Genomic DNA, 21,899 nt, shown 5'->3' on the forward strand with positions numbered 1-21,899 from the left:
AACCACGTTCCTAATTAGAAAGAAACTGCACGAGATCGCCATGATCTTTCTCTTGCTTCCTTCCGATTGTCCGCCCGGTGTCGCTTTTGTTTTCCGAAATGAAGCGTGCCGCACCGGTACATTGATCAGGCGCAATCGCCGTGCTTTTTCGGGAACCAATAATAGACTTCGGACTACAACTCGAGGCCTGCCATGAATGCGAAACAATTTCTTATGAGCCTCTCATGCGTTGCGGTGCTCGCCGCCTGCGCATCGACCACGCCGGCGCCGCCCGCGCCGCCTGCCATGGCCACCTTGCTGCAGCAGGCCGACAGCGCGCTCAAGTTGGGTCAGAGCGCCGCTGCCGTCGCCACCCTGAAAATCGCTACGCGGGCTTACCCGCTGGAGAAGACCGCCTGGCTGCGCATTGCCCAGGTCAGCTTCGATTGCCACGAATACGGGGAGACCATCACGCATGCGAAAAAAGTGCTGGAGCTTGACCCGGACAACGTCGTGGCAACCAGCTTGCTGGCAGTGAGCGGCCTGCGCGTGTCGAGCAAGGCGCTGGCCGACCTGACGGTCAAAAACAGGATCGTGACGGGCGACGTGCGCGCCGAAGCCCAGAATCTGGCGACGATTTTACGCACCAGCGTTGGCGGCGAGATCATCCCGGCCGTGGAAAAAACGGAGCGCAGCAAGCCGCGTGCAGGCCGCCCGCAAAAGACCATCGCTGCCTCGCAGGGGCCTCGCTCCACTACCGAGGAGGTGCTGGACCTCCTGAATCAACCGAACGTTCCGGTGAAAAAGTAATCGAATTCTCACACAACAATCACACTAGCGGGAGAAAACATGAGAGCACCAACCATAACGTACCTGGCGCAACTGCCGGCACGCAAGCGCACTACCTTGATCATGCTGTTCGTGGTCATGTGTGGCGGACTGGTGGCAGGGGGCGTACTTTCTTGAAACAGGCCATGCCGCTGGCGCGCAATGCGCAGCGGCATGGCTTGCTGTTGATGTTGACGTCAATGTTGATGTTGACGTCAATGTTGATGCTGGCGTCAATGTTGATGTTGATCTCGGCGACTGAGCTTCGCCTGCACCAGCCTATCCTGCTTTTTTCGCCCGCTTCTCGTTTGGCGCTACCTGTTCGGTTGCCTTTGCAATCTGGTCTTCGACAACCTGGACCGCCTGGCGCGTGGCCTGGGTGACTTGCTCGTAGCCCTGGAAGGCATTGTCAATCGCGGCCTTCATGATCTGCACTGCATTTTCCGAACCCGGCTTGACGTTCTTAGTCACATCATAGATGAGGGCCGACAGCGTGCTTTTCGCTTCGGCGATATGGGCGTCGGCCGCGCTCGTAAATTCGGTGTGGATGTCGTCGATAATGACCTTGAGCTGGGAGCCGTATTCAACGACTCCTTCCACGTTCGGCTGCGCGTGCGCGGCGGCCGCAGCCATGGCGGCCTTGGCATCCTTGGCCTGGCTCATTTCTTTACCTGCCGCCATCGACCCTTCCACCGAGTTTTTTGCCGTCGCCATGTTCAAGGCAACGACCTGTTCCACGCCTTCGACCGCCTTGCTGGTGAGGGCGTTAAAGGTCATCATCTGGAGTTCAAAAAGAGTCTTGGTGGCGGATGCAAATTGTTCGGGATTCGTAAACATTAACTTCTCCTCAGTTTGAATGGATGCTACGGACGACGTGTTGAATCTCTCCTCAAAGGGCAATGCTGTTCAAGGTATTATTGAGTGTACGCCAGCTTTGTGCAATGGCTATCTTTGAATGGGCCGTGTGCCTTTTCCCAGCCTGGGCCGAGCGCGGTTTGGGCGCAGACCTGCTTTCCGTCGAGCTTGCTGCGCCAGGTGTACCAGGGCGCGGGACCGGCCACCGCGCCCGCGCTGATACATGCAAGCAGGGTGAGGGCGCCAAGCGAGGAGAAAGATTTCATCATTGAAGCCGAGCATAGCCTGTTGGCGCCGCAAGTCAAGCACCGCACATGGGTGCAGATCAAGCGGGCGCCTTGGCGTCCGGCGCGACGCGCGGCAGCAGCAGCGTAAAACAGCTTCCCTGGCCAACGTCGCTGTGCAGCGCGATATGGCCGCCCAGCACGCCGCTGACGATATTGTGGGCCACGTGCAAGCCCAGGCCGGAGCCACCGGACCCTAGCCTGGTGGTAAAGAACGGATCGTACACGCGGTCGGCCAGTTCGGGCGCGATGCCAGCGCCGTCGTCGGCCACGGAGATGCTGACCTGGTCCTCACCCACCGGCCAGGCCGCAATGCGGATGGTGCCGTGCCCGTCCGGCGCAAAGGCGTGCACCAGGCAATTTTCAAACAGGTTGCTCAGCACTTGCGACAAGGGACCCGGGTAGCCGTCCATGGTCGGTGCGTTCAGTGCGGGCGCGATCGACAGTTCCACGCTGACCGGCCGCTGGCGAATCGCTATGCGCAGCGGCAAGGCGACTTCTTCAATCAGCTCCGCCACCGAAAAATCGCGCCGCTGCGACGTGGTGCGGTCCACTGCGAGCTGCTTGAAAGTGGTGACGAGCTTGGCGGCGCGGTGCAGGTTGCGTACCAGGAGGTCGCCCGCCTCGTGCGCCCGCGCGAGATAGTTTTCGAGCGTGGAGCGGCGCAGCCCGCCCGCCACGCCATCGGCCAACTGCTGCACGTGTTCGGCCATGGTGGTGGCCACCACCAGGCTGTTGCCGATCGGCGTATTGAGTTCGTGCGCAACGCCGGCCACCAGCGCGCCCAGCGCGGCCAGCTTGTCGCGCCGCACCAGTTCGTCTTGCGTGAGCGAGAGTGTCTCCAGCGCCGCCGTCAGCGCCGCCGTGCGCGCGGCCACCAGTTCCTCGAGATGTTCGCGGTGCTGGTTCAGTTCGCGCTCGCGGCGCGTGCGTTCGATGGCGATGCCGGCCAGGTGCGTGGCCACTTCGATCAGGCGCATGTCGTCCTGGTCGGGCGAGCGCACTTCGCGGTAATACATGGCGAAACTGCCCAGCACCTGTTGCTGGTCGAGGTAGATCGGGGTCGACCAGCAGGCGCGCAAACCGTAGGGCGCGGCCAATGCCCGGTAGGGCGCCCACAGTGGATCGGTCGAGATGTCGGAGACGATCACCGCTTCCTTGCGAAACATGGCCGAGCCGCAAGAGCCGACGTCAGGACCGATGGCAACGCCGTCCAGCAGCGCCATGTAGGAGGCGGGCAGGCTGGGCGCCGCGCCCGGGCGCAGCTTGATCCCGTCGTCGTCGAGCAGCATCACGCTGCAGATGACGCCGTCGGACTGGCTTTCGATGAGCAGCATCAGCTGGTCCAGCGTGGCCGTCAGCGGCGCGCCGCGCGCGACCATTTCCAGCACCTGGCCCTGGCCCTTGCGCAGCTTTTCGGCCTGGTTGCGGCGCGTAACGTCGATCAGGCGCACGTGCATCAAGCGGCCACTGGGCGTGGGCATGATCACCAGGCGCAGTTCGCACTCGATCAGGCGCCCGCTGTTATGCACGAACTCGGCCTCGAACACTTGCAGCACGCCGTTGCACACGCGCGCAATAAAATGGTCCATCAATTGCTGCGAAGGGGTGCCGTCGCGCTGGACGGGAGGGCACAGGTCAATCAGGCGGCGCGCGAGCAATTCGCGCTCGGACAGACCGAACTGCGAGCATGCCTTGGGGTTGACGTCGATCAGGCGACCGCTGTCGATGTCGAACAGGAGCACGGTGTCGGGCGAGGCCGACAGCAGGGCGTGATAATTGACCTGCAGTGACAGCGGATCGATGTCGGCATGCATGGACGACGTGGCGGCGTTGACGGGGGGCGACATTTTCACGGCCTTCTTCCTCTGGCGGGAGTTGGTTCAGTGTAGACCATATGCACGCTGAATGCCGCATTGCTTTGAATCAAGCCTGCCAACGCAAAACACCGCAGCCTTTTGCAAGGACTGCGGCGCCGTAAATATTGCGAATTCATGCGGAGTTACTTCCGGTAGAGTGGTGCCCACGGAGGGACTCGAACCCCCACACCCGAAGGCACATGGACCTGAACCATGCGCGTCTACCAATTCCGCCACGTGGGCACTGATACAACAAGTCTGCTACTGACTCAAACTAAAACGCCGCAATCGAGCGATTACGGCGAATCGATGAGCTTACTGATTGACTACTGATTGACTGCTTACTGACTGCTGCGGAAATCTCTACCGAAATAGAGTGGTGCCCACGGAGGGACTCGAACCCCCACACCCGAAGGCACATGGACCTGAACCATGCGCGTCTACCAATTCCGCCACGTGGGCATATTCCTGCGATTACTCACTGCAACCCGGCGTTGCCGCCGAGAACTGCTATCATACTAGCCTTTGAAGTTTTGCGCCAGACTAACTTTCGTTACTCCGCTGCTGTTTCCGCTGCCAATATGCTGCATTTTTTCCGCTGCAGATCTGGCTCGCCGCGAAAGACCAAAATTATAGCGGAACATTTTGAAATGTCAAAGCTCCGGTAAAAGAAACTTCGCAGCACGCTACGTTAGGCGAAACGCACGGGTGTCCGTTACACTACGCCTATCACCGTGTCAATAATCACCGTGTCAGTGCCCGCCAAGAAGTAGCGGGTCCACTGCCAAAAACAAATATAGAAAACGATTTGAACCAAATTACACACACCATCCCTAGCCGCGAGGATATTCTCGGCATTTTCCGTAACGCTCAGGCGCCGCTTGATCTGCAAGAGATCGCGCGCACGCTCAAGGTCAAGACTGCCGCGATCGAAGTTCTCACGCGCCGCTTGAACGCCATGCAGCGCGACGGCCAGATCTTCTCCGACGACGAAGGCAACTACTCGCTGTCGCAAGACACCGGTTTTGTCGCAGGCAGGGTCAGCGCGCACCGCGACGGCTTCGGCTTCGTCATCCCCGACGAACCGGGCGAAGATCTGTTCTTGTCCGACAAAGAAATGCAGAAAGTGCTGCATGGCGACCGCGTGTTGGCCAAAGTCACCGGCACCGACCGCCGCGGGCGCCAGGAAGGCACCATCGTCGAAGTCGTCTCGCGCGCCAACACGCACGTCATCGGCCGCCTGTTAAATGAAAATGGCGTCTGGATCGTCGCCCCTGAAGACAAGCGCATCGGCCAGGACATTTTAGTGTCCGGCACACCCGGCAAGGCCAAGGCTGGCCAGATCGTCAGCGTTGAATTGTCCGAGCAGCCGTCGCGCTTCAAGCAGCCGGCCGGCAAGGTCGTTGAAGTACTTGGCGACCTGGACGACCCTGGCATGGAAATCGAAATTGCCGTGCGCAAGTTCGGCGTGCCGCATATCTTTTCAGCCGCCGCGCTCAAGAGCGCCGCCAAGCTGCCCGGCGAAGTGCGCGACGCCGACCTCGAAGACCGGGTCGACCTGCGCGACGTACCGTTGGTCACCATCGACGGCGAAGACGCGCGCGACTTCGATGACGCGGTCTATTGCGAACCGGTGGTCGTGGGCAAGGCCAACTGCTTCCGCCTGATCGTCGCCATTGCCGACGTCAGCCATTACGTCAAGCCGAACGACGCGCTCGACGTCGACGCGCTCGAGCGCAGCACATCGGTGTACTTTCCGCGCCGCGTGATCCCGATGCTGCCCGAAAAACTCTCGAACGGCCTGTGTTCGCTGAACCCGGCCGTCGACCGTCTGACGCTCGTTTGCGACGCCGTCATTTCGGACAAGGGCGAGATCAAGGCGTACCAGTTCTATCCGGCCGTGATCCATTCGGCCGCGCGCCTGACCTACAACGAAGTGGCCGACATCCTGGGCAACACCGCCGGCCCTGAAGCTGCGCGCCGTCCGGCCATCGTGCCCCATCTGCTCAATTTGTACGATGTGTACCACGCGCTGCACAAGGCGCGCCAGGAACGCGGCGCGATCGACTTTGAAACCACCGAAACCTACATCGTCTGCAATGCCCTGGGCAAGATCGAAAAGATCATCCCGCGCACCCGCAACGACGCCCACAAGGTGATCGAAGAATGCATGCTGGCCGCGAACGTGTGCGCGGCCGACCTGCTGATTCGCCACAAGCATCCGGGCACCTACCGCATCCACGCCTCGCCGACCAAGGAAAAGCTCACGCAAGTGCGCACCTTCTTGAAGCAGGTGGGCCTGGACCTGCAAGGCGGCGACAAGCCGACAGCGGGCGACTACGCCAACATGATGAAGCAGATCAAGGACCGTCCCGACGCCCAGCTACTGCAAACCATGTTGCTGCGCTCGATGCAGCAAGCGGTCTACAGCCCCGACAATATCGGCCACTTCGGCCTGGCGTACGAGGCCTATGCCCACTTCACCAGCCCGATTCGCCGCTATCCCGACCTGCTGACGCACCGCGCCATCAAGGCCATTTTGCTCGGCAAAAAATACGAGCCGAAGGGCATCGACCTGACCGCCCTCAACTCCAACGTCTCGAACGCCACGCGCAAGCAGAAGGCCAAGGACAAGGCGGCCGGCACCCAGAAAAACGAGAAGGACTTGACGATCTGGGACGCCCTGGGCGTGCACTGTTCGGCCAACGAGCGGCGCGCCGACGAAGCCTCGCGCGACGTCGAAGCCTGGCTCAAGTGCTACTTCATCAAGGACAAGCTGGGCGAGGAATTCACCGGCGTGGTGTCGGGCGTGACGACCTTCGGCATTTTCGTGCAGCTCGATGCCCTGTTTGTCGAAGGCCTGGTGCACATCACCGAACTTGGCACCGACTTTTTCCAGTACGACGATGCGCGCCACGAACTGCGCGGCGAACGCACCGGCAAGCGCTACCAGCTGACGGACCGCGTGACGGTGCAGGTGGCGCGGGTGGACCTGGAAGCGCGCAAGATCGACCTGGTGCTGGCCGGCGGCAGTATCGCCGCCGACACCGGTGCGGGCCAGCCCAAGAGCGCCGCGCACAAGGCGCTCGACGCCAAACCGGGCAAGTCGCGCGAGCCGAAGGTCAACACCGCGGGGCGCTATGACCTCGACACCAGTGAAGCCAAGCCACGCCGCAGCAAATCGGCGTCGGCCGGCACCAAGAGCGCTTCGCGCTCAGCCAAGCCGGCAGCCAAAACCAGCAAGTCCAACAAGAATAAGCGATAAGAAGTAATGAAGAATAAAATGATTTTCGGGTTCCACGCGGTGACCTCGCGCTTGCGTCATGAAGCGTCGTCGGTGGAAGAGATTTTTGTCGACGCCACGCGCGAAGACCGGCGCATGCACGACCTGATCGCCAGCGCCAAGGGCATGGGCGTGCGCGTGATGCCGGTCGATTCGGCGCGCCTTGACAAGATCGTCGGCACCCGCCGCCACCAGGGCGTGATCGCGTTTGCCAGCCAGCTGGCGCTGGCGCGCAACCTGGACGAATTGCTCGACGCGATCGAAGGTCCGCCGATGCTGCTCATTTTGGATGGCATCACCGACCCGCACAACCTGGGCGCCTGTCTGCGCGTGGCCGACGGCGTTGGCGCACACGCAGTGATCGTGCCCAAGGACCGTGCGGTGGGCTTGAATGCGACCGTCGCCAAGGTTGCCAGCGGCGCGGCCGAAACCGTGCCGTACATTGCCGTGACCAACCTGGCGCGCACCATGCGCGACCTGAAGGACCGCGACATCTGGCTGATCGGCACCAGCGACGACGCCGACAAGGGCTTGTACCAGGCCGACTTTACCGGCCCGACTGCGCTGGTCATGGGTTCGGAAGGCGAGGGCATGCGCCGCCTGACGCGCGAGACGTGCGACATGCTGGTCAATATCCCGATGTTTGGTTCGGTCGAGAGCTTGAACGTCTCGGTGGCGTCGGGCGTCTGCCTGTACGAAGCGCGCCGCCAGCGGCTGGCCAAGGAAGGCTGACGCCGCAGGCCGATCGTGGCGCAATGCGCGCCTTGCGCTTTTGCGCCCTACGGTGTGCGACGGATTTGCCACGCGATCGCCACGGGTTTCGCCCGAATCCGGCCCGAATCCGGCTCGAATCTGGGCACGAACGTGCCAACGAATCTCCCACGCACCGTAGGGCGCAAAAGCGCTGCGCGCGCATTGCGCCACGCTCAGCCGGGGACCTTTTGATCGCCCCGTCGACTTTGACCCCCCGTAAGCAAGCATGGGGCGAATACGCTACCATGCCTGTATCGCAACTGTTTCCCTCCCCATCTATGTTCCCCAATCTGCGCGACGATATCAAGAGCATCATTGAGCGCGACCCCGCGGCGCGCAATGCCTGGGAAGTGTTTACCTGCTATCCGGGCTTCCAGGCCATCATGATGCATCGCTGGGCGCACGCCTGCTGGACGCGCGAACTCAAATGGATAGGCCGCTTCATTTCCTATATCGCGCGCATCATCACCGGCATCGAAATCCACCCCGGCGCCACCATCGGCCACCGGGTCTTTATCGACCATGGCTTTGGCGTGGTCATCGGCGAGACCGCCAACGTGGGCGACGACTGCACCATCTACCAGGGCGTGACGCTGGGCGGCACCTCGCTTGGCGCCGGCACCAAGCGCCACCCCACGCTCGAACGCGGCGTCATCATCGGCGCCGGCGCCAAGGTGCTCGGTTCATTTACGGTGGGCGAGTATGCCAAGGTCGGCTCGAACGCGGTTGTCATCAAGCCGGTGCCGGCCGGCGCGACGGCGGTGGGCAACCCGGCGCACATCGTCCAGAAGAATGCCGATTCGCTCAGCGCCCATTTGTTTTCGGCCTACGGCGTCACGCCCAACGGCGACGACCCGCTCTCGAAAGCCTTGCACGGCCTGATCAACCACGCCGCGCGCCAGGACGAGCAGCTCGAACGCCTGACGGCGCTGATGAAGGCGTCGGGAATAGCCTGCGCGAGCATGCCCGAATGTGATAAATTGGATTCGGTAGAGCTCAATAAACTGGTCGAGTAAGGAAGCCATGACACAAGAAACACCCGACGGCGCGCCCATCCTGGACCCGTTTGAAATCCGCGTGCTGGCCGTGCTGGCCGAGAAAGAAGCGCTCACGCCGGATAACTATCCGATGACGCTCAACGCCATCACCAACGGCTGCAATCAACTGTCTAGCCGCGACCCGGTGATGCAGCTCTCCGACGAGACGGTGCAGGAAGTGCTGCAAAGCCTGATGCAGCGAAAATACGTCAACGGCATCACGCAAGCGGGTGCGCGCGCCGCCAAGTACGAGCACCGCATGCGCATCAAATGGTCGCTTGAACAGGACAAGCTGGCCGTGCTCACCGTGCTGATGCTGCGTGGTCTGCAAACGGCCGGCGAAATCCGCACCCGCAGCGGGCGCCTGCACGACTTCAAAAGCGTCTCTGACGTCGAAACGTGCCTGCAGTTTTTGATCGACAAATACCCGCCCATCGTCGCGCGCCTGGCGCTTGCGCCCGGCACCAAGGAGCCGCGCTACGGTCAGCTGCTCGGCGGCGACGCCGCGCTGGCGCAGCAGGAAAGCGCCTTCGGCACGGCGTCGGCTTCGCCGTCGGCGCAGGGCAGTCGGGTAGGGCAGCTGGAGCAGGAAGTGGCCGCCTTGCGCGGTGAAGTTGAAGCGCTCAAGCAGCAGTTTGAATCGTTCAAACAGCAGTTCGAATAGTCACCGGCTTTCGATAGTAGGGCGCAATGCGCTGCGCTTTTGCGCCCTACTGTATTTCCGCAACCTGATCTGTGTCGTCAAGTGGGGGCGCCGTCGTAAAAGCGCGGCGTTTCAAGTCGATTAACCTTCGTCTTTCCAGCGCCGAATCCGGATCGCGGCAAAGATCATGGCCGCGCCGGCAACTGCGCCAATCATGGCTTGCGGCGTTGCCAGCGTCATCCACGACATGGTGAACACTTCGGTCATGAATGTGGCGCGGTCGCCGCCAGCGAGCGCTACTTTGTCAATGTGCGACAGCGGCAACCAGTTTCCAGGCACCAAGCCGACCAAGCCGCGGGCGACGATGTTTTCGGTGACCCAATGCGTGTCGATGCCGAAGCCAAGAATGTGCGTGGCCCACTTAAGCATGCCGACCAGCAGCAGCGGCGCACCCACGGCCCACAGGAACACTTTCGACTTGGCCCACGACGACACCATCAGCAGCCAGCCGATGGTGGGCAAGGCCCACACCAGATACACCGGCAGCAGGCCGAGCAGCTGGAGCGGCGCCAGGTAGAAGCTGGCGTTCGACAGTACGAGACCAAACATGTTGATGCCTTGCACGGCGGCGACAGTGCCCACGACCAACATGGTCAGCACCGACAGGAACACGCCCACCGCGATGGTGATCAGCGGCGCGACGACGCCGGCCGTAAGGACCTTGGACAGCACGGTCTGCGCGTCCGACACCGGCAGCGACTTCCAGAACAAAATGCTGCGGTCGCGCCGTTCGTCATGCAGGGCGCTCAGGCAATAAAAGAAAGCGACCGCGGCCAGCATGAGCAGCAGCGGCGCGGCCAGGGCCAGGTAGCTGCTGGCGGCGATGTCAGCCATTTTTTGCTTTTCAGCCGCGGGCAGGGCGTCGAAGGCGGTATGGATTGACGTCGTTTCAACGGCATTGTCCATCTTGACCGAGATGTGGCTCTTGAATTCGCCCTGCGCCGCGCCGTAGATCATTGTGCCGCTCAAGAAGCAGAACATCAGCGCCGCCGCCACGATCGGCGCCCAGAACATTGCGCCCTTGTGCTCCCAAAATTCGCGGCGCACCAGCCATTTCATCGTTTTCATGCGTAGGTTCCTTTCATGGTCGCAACGAACAGGTCGGCGACGCTTGGGTTGCGGGTTTCGCCGAGGGCGGAGAGCTGGGCACGCGACACGCCATCGAAGAGCATCACGGACTTGCCGAACACAGTGCGCTGGTCGATCGGCAACAGCGCATTGGCGGCCGTCAATTTGTCGCCCGACACCATCACTTCGGTATAGCGCTCGCTCAATTCGTCCATCGACGCCGACAGCACGATCTTGCCGTCGCGGATGAACATCAGGTCGGTGAGGATGTGTTCGATCTCCTCGACCTGGTGGGTGGTGATGACGATCGTCTTGTGTTCGTCAAAATAGTCTTCCAGCAAGTTCTGATAGAACTGCTTGCGGTACAAGATGTCCAGGCCCAGCGTCGGTTCGTCAAGCACCAAGAGCTTGGCATCGATCGCCATCACCAGCGCCAGGTGCAGTTGCACCACCATGCCCTTGGACATTTCCTTGACCTTCATCGAAGGCTTGAGCTTGGTGTTGGCCAGGTAGCGTTCAGCCTTTTTGCGGTCAAAGCGCGGATGCACGCCGGCCACGAAGTCGATGGCGTCGCCCACGCGCAGCCAGCGCGGCAGGATTGCCACGTCGGCGATGAAGCACACATCCTGCATCAGCTGGTCGCGCTGGGTGCGCGGGTCAAAGCCCAGCACCGACAGTTCGCCCTCGAACGGGATCAGCCCGAGGGCTGCCTTGAGGGTGGTGGTCTTGCCCGAACCGTTCGGTCCGATCAGACCGACGATCTTGCCGGCGGGGATCTCAAAGCTGATATTGTCGACGGCGACCGACTTGCCGTAATGCTTGCTCAAGCCCTTGGCGGAAATGACGGCGCTCATGACTGCGCTCCGCTCGCCGCGCTGCTGCGCAGCAATTGCTCGACATCGAGGCCGAGCCGGCGAATACGCTCGACCATGGCGGGCCATTCTTCGCGCACGAAACGCTCGCGTTCGCTGGCCAACAGTTTTTCGCTCGCGCCTTCGGTGACGTACATGCCAATTCCCCTTCTTTTTTCTACGAGATTGTCGTCCACCAGTTCCTGGTAAGCCTTGGAAACAGTGATCGGATTGAGCTGGTACTCGGCCGCCACCTGGCGAACCGAGGGCAGGGCGTCGCCCGCTTTCAGGACGCCGTCGAGCATCATGCCGATGACCCGTTCCTTGAGCTGGCGGTAAATGGGGGTGTTATCGTTCCAGCCGGTCGTCATGTCATGCGCTCCCGCGCTGGTGGTGCTGTTTGGATCATACGTCCTCCTATTGGTGGGGTATCAAAGTGGTGATGTAGTGAACTATAACACTAATATTATAGTAGTCAACACAATTTTGATATGGCTATCGATGGATTGCGGGCGCAGGGCCGGGTGGGTTACAGCTGGCTGAACAGCAGCAACATGGTGAGCGCCAGAATCAACGCGCCAATGCAGCAAGCGGCGACAGCTTCCTTTCGCCTGGAAGATGCGCACTGTTCGACAGCGTAGCTATCGTAGGGAAACTCGCGCGCATACCAGACGTCGAGCGGCATGCGCAGCAACTGATCGTGAAGGCGCAGGTCGGCAACGCCAAACGCTTTTTCGCACATGGATGCATCGACACTGACAGTGGATTCCCGCTGAACCGTCGGTCCTGAACCTGCTTTTACCGGGTAAGTCACGGTAAGATCGAGCAGTTTGGGGTCCTCGCTGTCGAAGGCGGTGTTGATCACCAGTGCCTGGACCTTGATCCAGGTCCGGCGCCGTCCATAATGCCATCCACTGCCCAGCATGATAGCGGCGAACATGAGGCCTATCAGGGCCATGGCAATGACGATCGGCGCAGGAAGCCTGTCCATTACGGCGTGCTGGCGAGCACTTTGCCGTCGAGGTCGAACCGTGTGACGGCGCCGTCGCTTCCAATGGCGATCCAGCCGCCGCGCGCCGGTTCGGCATACGGCTCCCAGTCCGGCAGCACGTAACGCCGCCGTCCGCCGTGCGCGTGCAGGGCCGGGCGGTGGGTGTGGCCGTGAATGATGACGTCGCATGCGGCGGCATCGAACAGCGCATCGACGGCAGAGGGCGCCACGTCCATGATCTCGGCGCTCTTGGTGCTGTGCGCTTCCTTGCTGCCCTCGCGCATGCCGGCGATGATTGCCTTGCGCTGCGCCAGCGGCATTGCCAAAAATTGCGCCTGCCACACCGGATCGCGCACCTGGGCGCGAAACGCCAGGTACTTCACGTCCCCGGTGCACTGCGCGTCGCCGTGCACCAGCACCACCCGTTGACCGCCGATGTCGGCAACATGCGGTTCGGCCAGCAGCGTCACGCCGGTAGCGGCAGCAAATGCCGCGCCCACCAGAAAATCGCGATTGCCTGCGATCCAGTAAACGGCCACGCCGGCGTCAACCACGGCGCGTATGGCTTGTGTAATTGTTTGGTGGAACGAATCAGCGAGATCGTCGTCGCCTGCCCAATATTCGAACAGGTCGCCGAGAATGTAGAGCGCCTGCGAGGCCATCGCCCGATCCTGCAGGAAGGCAAAAAATGCCGCACAGGTTTCGGGATGCGAGGTCTGCAGGTGCAGGTCGGAAATGAACAGCGCGAGCGTGCGCGCGGGCATCGTCATCGCGCAAAGGCCGGAACCGGATGCCCGCAGTGCATCAGATGACTTCGATCTTCTCGATGATGACTGACTCTTTTGGCACGTCGGACGAGAACATGCCGCTGCGACCGGTCGGAACTTTGCGGATCTTGTCAACCACGTCGGTGCCGTCGGTCACTTTGCCGAACACGGCGTAACCCCAGCCATCCTGGCCCGGATAGTCGAGGAAGCTGTTGTCCACGGTATTGATGAAGAACTGCGCCGAGGCCGAATGTGGATCCGACGTGCGCGCCATTGCCAGCGTGTACGGCTTGTTCTTCAGGCCGTTCTTGGCTTCGTTTTCCACTTGCTGGTCAGCCGGCTTTTGCTTCAGGTCAGGGTCGAAACCGCCGCCCTGGATCATGAAGTTGCCGATCACGCGGTGGAAAATCGTATTGCTGTAGTGGCCCTTAGAAACATATTCGAGGAAGTTGGCAACCGTTTTCGGCGCTTTTTCAGCATCCAGTTCAACGGTGATATTGCCCATGTTGGTGGTAATCAGTACGGCCATGATGAGATCCTTCAGTAGAGTTTTTGTTTGATCGCTATTTTACTGCGCTTTATTACTGTTTCAGTACCGCTGGCGCCTTGACCAGCGTGGCGCCCTTGATCACGATCGGAATGACCGGCACGTTTTGCTGGCCCTTGACATCATCGACCAGCACGCCCTTGATCTTGTCGACCACATCCTGGCCCGACACGACCTTGCCGAACACCGTGTAGCCAAAGCCGTCGCGCCCCGGATAATCGAGCGCCTCGTTGTTGGCAACGTTAATGAAAAACTGCGACGTGGCCGAATGCGGATCGGCGGTGCGCGCCATGGCGAGCGAGTAGGGCACGTTCTTGAGGCCGTTCTTGGCTTCGTTCTCGACCGGCTTGTTGGTTTTCTTTTGATTGAGCTTGGCGTCCATGCCGCCGCCCTGGATCATGAAGCCGTCGATCACGCGGTGGAAAATGGTTCCCTTGTAATGGCCGCTCTTGACGTAGGTAAGAAAATTGGCGACCGTTTTCGGCGCTTTTTCCTGGTCCAGTTCCACGACGATTTCACCCATGCTGGTATTGATGGCCACTTGCGGCGGTTCGGCGGCCATGACAGCGTGGCTGAGCGTGAGGCCGCAAAATACGGTGAGGAAGCGGACGAGCAGGGGCGTGCGGACCAATTTCGAAAACATTTTCGATTCTTGCATTAGGGCTTCCTTGGTGTTGAACATTTGATATAAAGTGGCGGATCGGCTGTCAAGCCTTTTACGCAAAAATAAACCTGATCCATATGCGGCCAGTCGGGATTTTATCAATGCTATACTTTGCTCGCAACGCCCTATTCTATCCCAAAGAAGAACACGCAGAGGGCGCCAACGATCTCGAAGCAATAACCGTTTCACCGGTGCGCGCCTATGCGGCGCTCGCGCCTGGTGATGGTATTGCCCGGGTGTGGCGCGCGCTGTCACCAGTAGAAATCCGATGAGCCAACTAAAGATTTACAACACGCTTGCGCGTGACAAGCAGGTCTTCGTTCCGATCGTACCAGGCAAGGCGGGCATGTATGTCTGCGGCATGACGGTCTACGATTACTGCCATATCGGCCACGCGCGCATGATGATGGCCTTCGACGTAATCTATCGTTGGCTCAAGGCGTCGGGCTACCAGGTCACCTACGTGCGCAACGTCACCGACATCGAAGACAAAATCATCAAGCGCGCCGTGGAAAACGGCGAGTCGATCCATGCGCTGGTGTCGCGTTTTGAAACATACATGGATGAAGACACGGCTGCACTGGGCATCCTGGCGCCCGACGTGGTCCCGCACGCCACGCAGTACGTACCGCAGATGCTGGGCATTATCGAGCTGCTCGAGCAAAAAGGGCTGGCCTATCGCGCCGCAGACGGCGACGTCAATTATGCAGTCCGCAATTTTGAAGGCTACGGCAAACTGTCGGGCAAGTCGCTCGACGACCTGCGCGCCGGCGAACGCGTGGACGTCAATACCGGCAAACGCGACCCGCTCGACTTTGTGCTCTGGAAGGCGTCCAAGGAATCAGAGCCCGATGAAGTGAAATGGGATTCCAAATGGGGCAGCGGACGTCCCGGCTGGCATATCGAATGCTCGGCCATGTCGTGCGCCACGCTGGGCAAACAATTCGACATTCACGGCGGCGGGGCTGATTTGCAGTTTCCCCACCACGAAAATGAAATCGCCCAGTCCGAAGGCGCTTTTGGCCATCCGATGGCCAATTTCTGGCTCCATAACGGCTTTGTGCGCGTCGATAACGAAAAGATGTCCAAGTCGCTGGGCAATTTTTTCACGATCCGCGATGTGCTGAAAAAGTATGATGCCGAAGTCGTTCGTTTTTTTATTTTGCGCGCACACTATCGCAGCCCGCTCAACTATTCCGACGCCCATCTGGACGACGCCAAGGCCGCGCTCACGCGCCTGTACACGGCGCTGGTTGACGTTGAGCTGGCTGACGTCGATCTGGCCGGCATCGATGTCGCCGTCGACTGGGAAGAAGCGCATGCCATGCGTTTTCGCGAAGCGATGGACGACGACTTCAACACGCCGGTCGCGCTCGCGGCGCTGTTCGACCTGGCCACGGAACTGAACAAAAGCAAGTCGCTCGCCCATGCGCGCCAGTACAAGGCGCTGGCCGGCGTGATCGGCTTACTCGAACGCACGCCGCAGCAATTTTTACAAGGCAGCGAAGACGCTGGCGACGCCGTCCAGGCGCGCATCGACGAGCGCATCGCCGCCAAAAAAGCGAAAAATTTCGCCGCCTCCGACAAGATCCGCGCCGACTTACTGAACGAAGGCATCATCCTCGAAGACAAGCCGGACGGCACCACCTCCTGGCGTCGCGCATGATGGCGCTGCACAAGGACAGCGCGGGGACCACCTCGCTGGTACTCGCAGTGCCTGCCTATTGGGAACAAGCCAAAACCGAACTCATGAAGCGCGACCGCATCATGAAAAAGCTGATCCCGCAATTTGGCGACCTGCATCTGGTCGGCCATGGCGACCCGTTCACCACGCTCGCGCGCTCCGTGGTCGGTCAGCAAGTGACCACCAAGGCCGCCGACGCGGCCTGGAACAAGCTGATCACCGTGTGCCCCAAAATTACGCCGGCGCAGGTCATCAAGGCGGGCGCCGAGCAGCTAGGCAGCTGCGGTCTGTCCAAGCGCAAGACCGAATACATCCTCGACTTGGCCGACCATTTCAAGGCCAAGCGCGTGCATGCGAACCAATGGGCGGAGATGGATGACGAAGCCGTCATCGCCGAACTGGTGCAAATCCGCGGCATCGGACGCTGGACAGCCGAGATGTTTTTGATATTTAATCTGTTGCGCCCGAATGTACTGCCGCTCGACGACCCTGGCTTAATCCAAGGCATCAGCCAGAATTATTTTTCGGGCGAGCCGGTCTCGCGCAGCGATGCGCGCGAAGTCTCGGCCAACTGGGAGCCGTGGCGTACGGTCGCCACATGGTATTTGTGGCGTTCCCTCGATCCCATTTTTGTCGAATAGCTGAACGGCGGTAGAATAGTGCTTGTATCGGCCGCGCGGCGGGGCATGTCGCGGCTTGAATTTATCCGGAGATATAATGATTAAAACAACATTCCTCAATTTTGAGCAGCCAATTGCAGAGCTCGATTCGAAGATTGAAGAGCTGCGCTTCGTCCAGGACGACTCTGCGGTGGACATTTCCGAAGAGATCGATCGGCTGGCCAAAAAAAGCCAGCAGCTGACCAAAGACATCTACGCCAAGCTGACGCCTTGGCAAGTTTCCCAAATTGCCCGCCACCCGCAGCGTCCGTACACCATGGATTATGTGAATGAAATCTTCACCGATTTCCACGAATTGCACGGCGACCGTTCGTATGCGGACGATCTGTCCATCGTGGGCGGTCTGGCCCGCTTCAACGGCCAGGCTTGCATGGTCATCGGCCACCAGAAGGGGCGCGACACCAAGGAGCGCGCGCTGCGCAACTTCGGCATGCCCAAGCCGGAAGGTTACCGCAAGGCCATGCGCCTGATGAAAGTGGCTGAAAAATTCGGCCTGCCGATTTTCACCTTTGTCGACACCCCGGGTGCCTTTCCCGGCATCGACGCCGAAGAGCGCGGCCAGTCCGAAGCCATCGGCCACAACCTGTACGTGATGGCCGAACTTAAGGTGCCGCTGATCGCGACCATCATCGGCGAAGGCGGCTCGGGCGGCGCGCTGGCCATTGCCGTGGGCGACGCCGTGCTGATGCTGCAATATGCAACCTACTCCGTCATCTCGCCCGAAGGCTGCGCATCGATCCTCTGGAAAACGTCTGAGCGCGCCTCCGAGGCTGCCGACGCGCTTGGCCTGACGGCCCACCGCCTCAAGGCCATGGGCTTGATCGACAAGATCATCAATGAACCGCTGGGCGGCGCCCACCGCGACCCGAAAGCCATGGCAACCATGCTCAAGCGCGCACTGGCCGACACGCTGCGCCAGTTCCAGGGCATCAAAACCAAGGACTTGATCGAGCAGCGCCATCAAAAGTTGATGAGCTACGGCAAGTTCAAAGAAACGACGCCGGCCGAAGAGTGAGCCAGCAGATCGCCGGGAACCTTCCGGCAGCATTTGCGCGGGCCTTGAGCGGCCTGCGCGACGTTTCTCCCGACCCGATCGCGATCGCCTACAGTGGCGGTCTCGATTCCTCCGTCCTGTTGCACCTGGCGCATGCCTACGGCGTGCAGCACGGCGTGCCCGTGTTCGCCTTTCACGTTCACCACGGCATCAGTCCGAACGCCGATGCCTGGCTCGTCCATTGCGAAGCGACCTGCGCCACGCTCGGCATCCCGTTTGAAGCGTGCCGCGTGGTGCTGGAAAAAACCAGGTCGGGCGTGGAGGCTGCTGCCCGCAAGGCACGCTACGCCGCCCTGGGCGCCATGTGCCGCGGACACGGCGTGCGCCTGATGCTCACCGCCCACCACCTCGACGACCAGGCTGAAACAGTGCTGCTGCAATTGCTGCGCGGCTCGGGCACGGCCGGTCTTTCCGGCATGGACGCGGCCAACGCCGCGCCTGAACTGCTGGGCAATCCTGATCTGGTGATGGCGCGCCCGCTGCTGCCGGTGTCGCGTGGCGCGCTTGAACATTACGTCGCCGCTCAGGCCATCGGCTACGTGGAAGACGAATCGAACACGCATCCGCGCTACGCCCGCAATGCGCTGCGGCACCAGGTGATGCCATCGCTGGCGCAAGCGTTTCCCGGTTATCAGGAGCGCTTTGCCCGCAGCGCGGCGCATGCCCAGTCGGCCCAGCGCCTGCTGACCGAACTGGCCGAACAAGACCTGGCCGGCTGCCTGGTTGACGGCTGCATCGATTGCGCCAAGCTGCGCGCGATGAGCCTGGACCGCGCTTACAACATGCTGCGCCATTGGTTTGCATTGCGCGCCATGCGCATGCCGTCCACCGCCTGGCTGACCGAAATGGTGGCCCAGCTGGTGGAGGCGCGCCACGACCGCCAAGTGCTGGTCACCCATCCCGATTGCCACATCCGGCGCCACCGAGACCTGCTGCACATCACGCCCAAGCTGGCTGACCTGGCCGGCCAGCGCGATCCGGACGATGAAGGCGTGTTCGTCAAGGAAGGCGAACTGTTCGCCTGGACGGGCGAGGCCAGCATGGCCTTTCCGGCCTACGGCGGGGTGCTCCATTTTGACCAGGGCGAGCAGGGCATGGACACCGACTGGCTGCGCGCCCAGCCGCTGCTGATCGATTTTCGCAAGGGCGGCGAGCGGCTCAAGCCGGCCGCCAACCGGCCCACCAGGCCGCTGAAATATCACTACCAGGCGTGCAACGTACCGGCCTGGGAGCGCGCGCGCCTGCCGGTCGTTTCCACCGGCAAAAGCTTGCTGTTTGCGGCGGGCATTGGCATGGATTGCCACCACTTCGGGACCGGTTCCGGTCCCTTTATCGCTCTGCGCTGGCAGACGTTCGCGGCCTGACGCCTACCTGGAAATGTAATTACCATATACCAATACGATATAGCTTTCCGATTCCCCGTGCCTTGTTTTTTTGCACCGCAGCATGTAGAGTTGAGCCCTTCTTTTTAATATTCTTGAGCGGAAACTTCTCTCTTATGGCTTTAATTGTCCACAAATATGGTGGTACGTCGATGGGATCGACCGACCGCATCAAAAACGTGGCGGCACGGGTCGCCAAGTGGCATGACGCGGGACACCAGATTATTGTTGTGCCGTCGGCCATGTCGGGCGAAACCAACCGCTTGATCGGCATGGCCAAGCAACTGATGGAGCATCCCGACCCGCGCGAACTCGACATGATCGCCGCCACCGGCGAACAAGTGTCGGTCGGCTTGCTGTCGATGGCACTTTTGGCCATCGGCAAGAAATCGGTCTCTTACGCCGGCTGGCAAGTGCCGATCAAGACTGATTCGTCGTACACCAAGGCGCGCATCGAGTCGATCGATGACACCAAGGTCAAGGCTGACCTGGCCGAAGGCAAGATCGTCATCATCACGGGCTTTCAGGGCATCGACCAGCACGGCAATATCACAACGCTGGGCCGCGGCGGTTCGGACACCTCGGCCGTGGCGATCGCGGCCGCCATGGGGGCGCAAGAGTGCTTGATCTACACCGACGTCGACGGCGTCTACACGACCGATCCGCGCGTGGTGTCCGAAGCGCGCCGCTTGAAGACCATTACGTTTGAAGAAATGCTGGAACTGGCTTCGCTGGGCTCGAAAGTGCTGCAGAGCCGTTCCGTTGAATTTGCCGGCAATTACCGCGTGCCTACCCGCGTGTTGTCGTCGCTGACCGACCCCCTGATGCCGCTTGAAGAAGAAGCCAAGTCGGGCACCCTGATTTCGTTTGAGGAAGATACACATATGGAACAAGCCGTCATCTCCGGTATCGCGTTCAACCGCGACGAGGCCAAAATCACCGTCCTGGGCGTGCCCGACAAGCCGGGGGTGGCGTACCACATCCTGGGGCCGGTCGCCGATGCCAACATCGAAGTGGACATGATCATCCAGAACCAGTCGGTGGAAGGCAAGACCGACTTCACCTTTACCGTCACGCGCGGCGAGTACGCCAAGGCGCTGGCGATCCTGGAAGCGGGCCGCGCCGAGCTGGGCGCTGCCAGCGTCTCGGGCGACGCCAAGGTGTCCAAGGTGTCGGTGGTGGGCGTGGGCATGCGCAGCCACGTGGGCGTGGCCTCGCAGATGTTCCGCACGCTGTCGGAAGAGGGCATCAACATCCTGATGATATCGACATCCGAGATCAAGATTTCAGTGCTGATCGATGAAAAGTACATGGAATTGGCCGTGCGCGCGCTGCATAAAACCTTTGATTTGGAAAATGCATAACTTTTTTCAAAAAAGTGAGCGTGCTCCATTGACCAAACTGCCGGGTAACCGGTATCATCGCGGTCTTCTGATCTAGTTCGCTGGATAAGAAAGGAGACGTGGCCGAGTGGCCGAAGGCACATCCCTGCTAAGGATGCATACGGCTTATACCTGTATCGTGAGTTCGAATCTCACCGTCTCCGCCAGTATTTGAAGAAAAAGCTCCCTCACCGGAGCTTTTTTTTTGCATGCTCATAGCGGGAAATGGCGTTGTTGCTGTCCACTAGCGTTGATGGTGGAGATAATCCGGTAGCCCGCAGGGCGGGCCGGCTAAACTGTGCAAACGCTTGTGTTTGACTTGTACGGGCTCCCGTAGCGCCGCCCGCACTGCGGCCCAATGCGCGTCGTCAGCGTGCGTCCAAGGCATTTTGCGCCCTCACGCCCATCTATAACTCGCCATCGGCATGCGCGCCCTGCGTTGAACAAAAGAACCTCGTGCCCATGCATGCCTGACGGGGACGGCGGGGGCTTCGACATCATGACCGGCAGCGTGCTGCCATTATTTTCGAGACAATGGTTCCATTCTTCAAAATTCGACTGCTTGTCTTCTGTTTAGCTCTCCATGGGATGAGCAGTATGGCGCGTGGCCAAGAGGCCGGCCCCCAAGTTACGGTGGTGGGCATCCGCAACCCGCTTCAGGTCAACTACCGCTTCGCGCATAGCGCCCTGAAATTTTCGGACACCTACGCCGGCCTCAAGGATGCAGTCCGGGCTCTATTTCAGCTCATCCCCCTGGTTCCCGACCTTGACACCTCTCCCTTGACACTCACTGTAGAGGGAGTAGCAGTAAACGAACCCATTGCACTTACAAGTTCGTTAACTGCTGTAATTCCACTAAATCAAAAAGCCTTTGATGAGGATGCTGTTATCAGCATTAACCGCAAACCTGATGCGTACCGAATGATGTTCAGTGCTTCTGTCGCGCTCAACGACAGTGGTGCCTACACGCCGGAGTATCTGAGCGCGGGCTGTTCGCAAGTATTTGACTTCGTGCGAGCACAGAGTTTCCGCGTAAGGTTGCGCACCGTAGGGAAGCGCTGCGTGGGCGTCAAATTTCGTGACTGTTCAGCGCCTATGCAGTGGGCTGGATAGGATTACCGGCGAAGGCGCGTTGCAGCACCTCCAGCATGCCGTGGCCCTGCTTTCGCAGCGTATCGAGGCAGGAGCGAATGACGCAGAAATTTTCAGCGCCTTCGACGGTGCGGAAGCAGCCTGAAATCTTTTGCT

General features: G+C 60.5%; 20 protein-coding genes and 3 tRNA genes. 12 read left to right on the forward strand and 11 right to left on the reverse strand.

All coding sequences use genetic code 11. The features are described 5' to 3' along the window. Positions 1–192: 192 nt before the first annotated feature. Positions 193–789: a hypothetical protein gene (locus ACP7D4_RS20570; RefSeq protein ID WP_426211020.1), complete on the forward strand. Its 597-nt coding sequence runs from the start codon at positions 193–195 to the stop codon at positions 787–789. 297 nt (positions 790–1,086) lie between these two features. Here the strand turns inward: ACP7D4_RS20570 and phaP are convergent, their stop codons facing one another. The 4 genes from phaP to ACP7D4_RS20590 form a co-directional block, all read right to left on the reverse strand. Continuing rightward, positions 1,087–1,644 carry a TIGR01841 family phasin gene (gene phaP / locus ACP7D4_RS20575; protein WP_426211021.1) on the reverse strand — a complete coding sequence of 186 codons (558 nt, stop codon included), beginning with the start codon at positions 1,642–1,644 and terminating at the stop codon, positions 1,087–1,089. 343 nt (positions 1,645–1,987) lie between these two features. Continuing rightward, a complete protein-coding gene (locus ACP7D4_RS20580) occupies positions 1,988–3,796 on the reverse strand; it encodes an ATP-binding protein (RefSeq protein WP_426211042.1) in 1,809 nt (602 codons plus the stop codon). Between the two features lie 167 nt (positions 3,797–3,963). Further along, positions 3,964–4,048 (reverse strand) — tRNA-Leu (locus ACP7D4_RS20585). Between the two features lie 134 nt (positions 4,049–4,182). Then, positions 4,183–4,267: transfer RNA gene (locus ACP7D4_RS20590), tRNA-Leu, on the reverse strand. 346 nt (positions 4,268–4,613) lie between these two features. On the opposite strand from ACP7D4_RS20590, the gene rnr reads away from it, so the two are divergent. The 4 genes from rnr to ACP7D4_RS20610 all read left to right on the forward strand — a co-directional run bounded on the left by rnr (position 4,614) and on the right by ACP7D4_RS20610 (position 9,542). After that, positions 4,614–7,070, forward strand: a complete 2,457-nt coding sequence (gene rnr, locus ACP7D4_RS20595) for a ribonuclease R (protein ID WP_426211023.1) — start codon at positions 4,614–4,616, stop codon at positions 7,068–7,070. Positions 7,071–7,076: 6 nt separating this feature from the next. Then, positions 7,077–7,820 (forward strand): 23S rRNA (guanosine(2251)-2'-O)-methyltransferase RlmB, encoded by a 744-nt coding sequence (gene rlmB / locus ACP7D4_RS20600; RefSeq protein ID WP_426102035.1) that lies wholly within the window; start codon positions 7,077–7,079, stop codon positions 7,818–7,820. A 299-nt stretch (positions 7,821–8,119) separates the two neighbouring features. Further along, positions 8,120–8,857 (forward strand): serine O-acetyltransferase, encoded by a 738-nt coding sequence (gene cysE / locus ACP7D4_RS20605; protein ID WP_426211044.1) that lies wholly within the window; start codon positions 8,120–8,122, stop codon positions 8,855–8,857. Positions 8,858–8,864: 7 nt separating this feature from the next. Further along, on the forward strand, positions 8,865–9,542 hold the full coding sequence (locus ACP7D4_RS20610; RefSeq protein ID WP_426102037.1) for a YceH family protein: 678 nt from the start codon (positions 8,865–8,867) through the stop codon (positions 9,540–9,542). 120 nt (positions 9,543–9,662) lie between these two features. Here the strand turns inward: ACP7D4_RS20610 and ACP7D4_RS20615 are convergent, their stop codons facing one another. The 7 genes from ACP7D4_RS20615 to ACP7D4_RS20645 form a co-directional block, all read right to left on the reverse strand. Next, positions 9,663–10,649: a hypothetical protein gene (locus tag ACP7D4_RS20615; RefSeq protein WP_426102039.1), complete on the reverse strand. Its 987-nt coding sequence runs from the start codon at positions 10,647–10,649 to the stop codon at positions 9,663–9,665. Beyond that, entirely contained in the window at positions 10,646–11,503 is an 858-nt protein-coding gene (locus ACP7D4_RS20620) for an ABC transporter ATP-binding protein (protein WP_426102041.1), read from the reverse strand. Before ACP7D4_RS20620 ends, ACP7D4_RS20615 begins: the two co-directional genes overlap by 4 nt. Beyond that, positions 11,500–11,871, reverse strand: a complete 372-nt coding sequence (locus ACP7D4_RS20625; RefSeq protein WP_426211024.1) for a GntR family transcriptional regulator — start codon at positions 11,869–11,871, stop codon at positions 11,500–11,502. Before ACP7D4_RS20625 ends, ACP7D4_RS20620 begins: the two co-directional genes overlap by 4 nt. Before the next feature lie 158 nt (positions 11,872–12,029). Next, entirely contained in the window at positions 12,030–12,491 is a 462-nt protein-coding gene (locus ACP7D4_RS20630; RefSeq protein ID WP_426211026.1) for a hypothetical protein, read from the reverse strand. Then, entirely contained in the window at positions 12,491–13,255 is a 765-nt protein-coding gene (locus ACP7D4_RS20635) for a UDP-2,3-diacylglucosamine diphosphatase (RefSeq protein WP_426102343.1), read from the reverse strand. The genes ACP7D4_RS20630 and ACP7D4_RS20635 overlap by 1 nt, the downstream gene beginning before the upstream one ends. A 40-nt stretch (positions 13,256–13,295) precedes the next feature. Beyond that, positions 13,296–13,787, reverse strand: coding sequence for a peptidylprolyl isomerase (locus ACP7D4_RS20640; RefSeq protein ID WP_426211028.1), 492 nt, complete (start codon positions 13,785–13,787; stop codon positions 13,296–13,298). A 52-nt stretch (positions 13,788–13,839) separates the two neighbouring features. Beyond that, positions 13,840–14,463 carry a peptidylprolyl isomerase gene (locus ACP7D4_RS20645; RefSeq protein WP_426211030.1) on the reverse strand — a complete coding sequence of 208 codons (624 nt, stop codon included), beginning with the start codon at positions 14,461–14,463 and terminating at the stop codon, positions 13,840–13,842. 274 nt (positions 14,464–14,737) lie between these two features. Here ACP7D4_RS20645 and cysS point away from each other — a divergent pair, with 274 nt between their 5' ends. From cysS to ACP7D4_RS20680, 7 genes are all read left to right on the forward strand, one after another. Next, positions 14,738–16,135: a cysteine--tRNA ligase gene (cysS, locus tag ACP7D4_RS20650; protein WP_426211032.1), complete on the forward strand. Its 1,398-nt coding sequence runs from the start codon at positions 14,738–14,740 to the stop codon at positions 16,133–16,135. Continuing rightward, positions 16,135–16,794: a DNA-3-methyladenine glycosylase family protein gene (locus ACP7D4_RS20655; RefSeq protein WP_426211046.1), complete on the forward strand. Its 660-nt coding sequence runs from the start codon at positions 16,135–16,137 to the stop codon at positions 16,792–16,794. The genes cysS and ACP7D4_RS20655 overlap by 1 nt, the downstream gene beginning before the upstream one ends. 76 nt (positions 16,795–16,870) lie before the next feature. Continuing rightward, a complete protein-coding gene (locus tag ACP7D4_RS20660) occupies positions 16,871–17,848 on the forward strand; it encodes an acetyl-CoA carboxylase carboxyltransferase subunit alpha (protein WP_426211034.1) in 978 nt (325 codons plus the stop codon). Next, positions 17,845–19,251: a tRNA lysidine(34) synthetase TilS gene (tilS, locus tag ACP7D4_RS20665; protein WP_426211036.1), complete on the forward strand. Its 1,407-nt coding sequence runs from the start codon at positions 17,845–17,847 to the stop codon at positions 19,249–19,251. Before ACP7D4_RS20660 ends, tilS begins: the two co-directional genes overlap by 4 nt. A gap of 134 nt (positions 19,252–19,385) precedes the next feature. Beyond that, complete coding sequence (locus ACP7D4_RS20670) at positions 19,386–20,633, forward strand: aspartate kinase (RefSeq protein WP_426102057.1); 1,248 nt, start codon at positions 19,386–19,388, stop codon at positions 20,631–20,633. A 92-nt stretch (positions 20,634–20,725) separates the two neighbouring features. Continuing rightward, positions 20,726–20,818 (forward strand) — tRNA-Ser (locus ACP7D4_RS20675). A gap of 367 nt (positions 20,819–21,185) precedes the next feature. Further along, positions 21,186–21,764, forward strand: a complete 579-nt coding sequence (locus tag ACP7D4_RS20680) for a hypothetical protein (RefSeq protein ID WP_426211038.1) — start codon at positions 21,186–21,188, stop codon at positions 21,762–21,764. The last annotated feature ends 135 nt before the right edge of the window (positions 21,765–21,899 follow it).

It is taken from the genome of Massilia sp. TWP1-3-3, assembly GCF_049897805.1.
GTDB lineage: Bacteria > Pseudomonadota > Gammaproteobacteria > Burkholderiales > Burkholderiaceae_D > Telluria_A.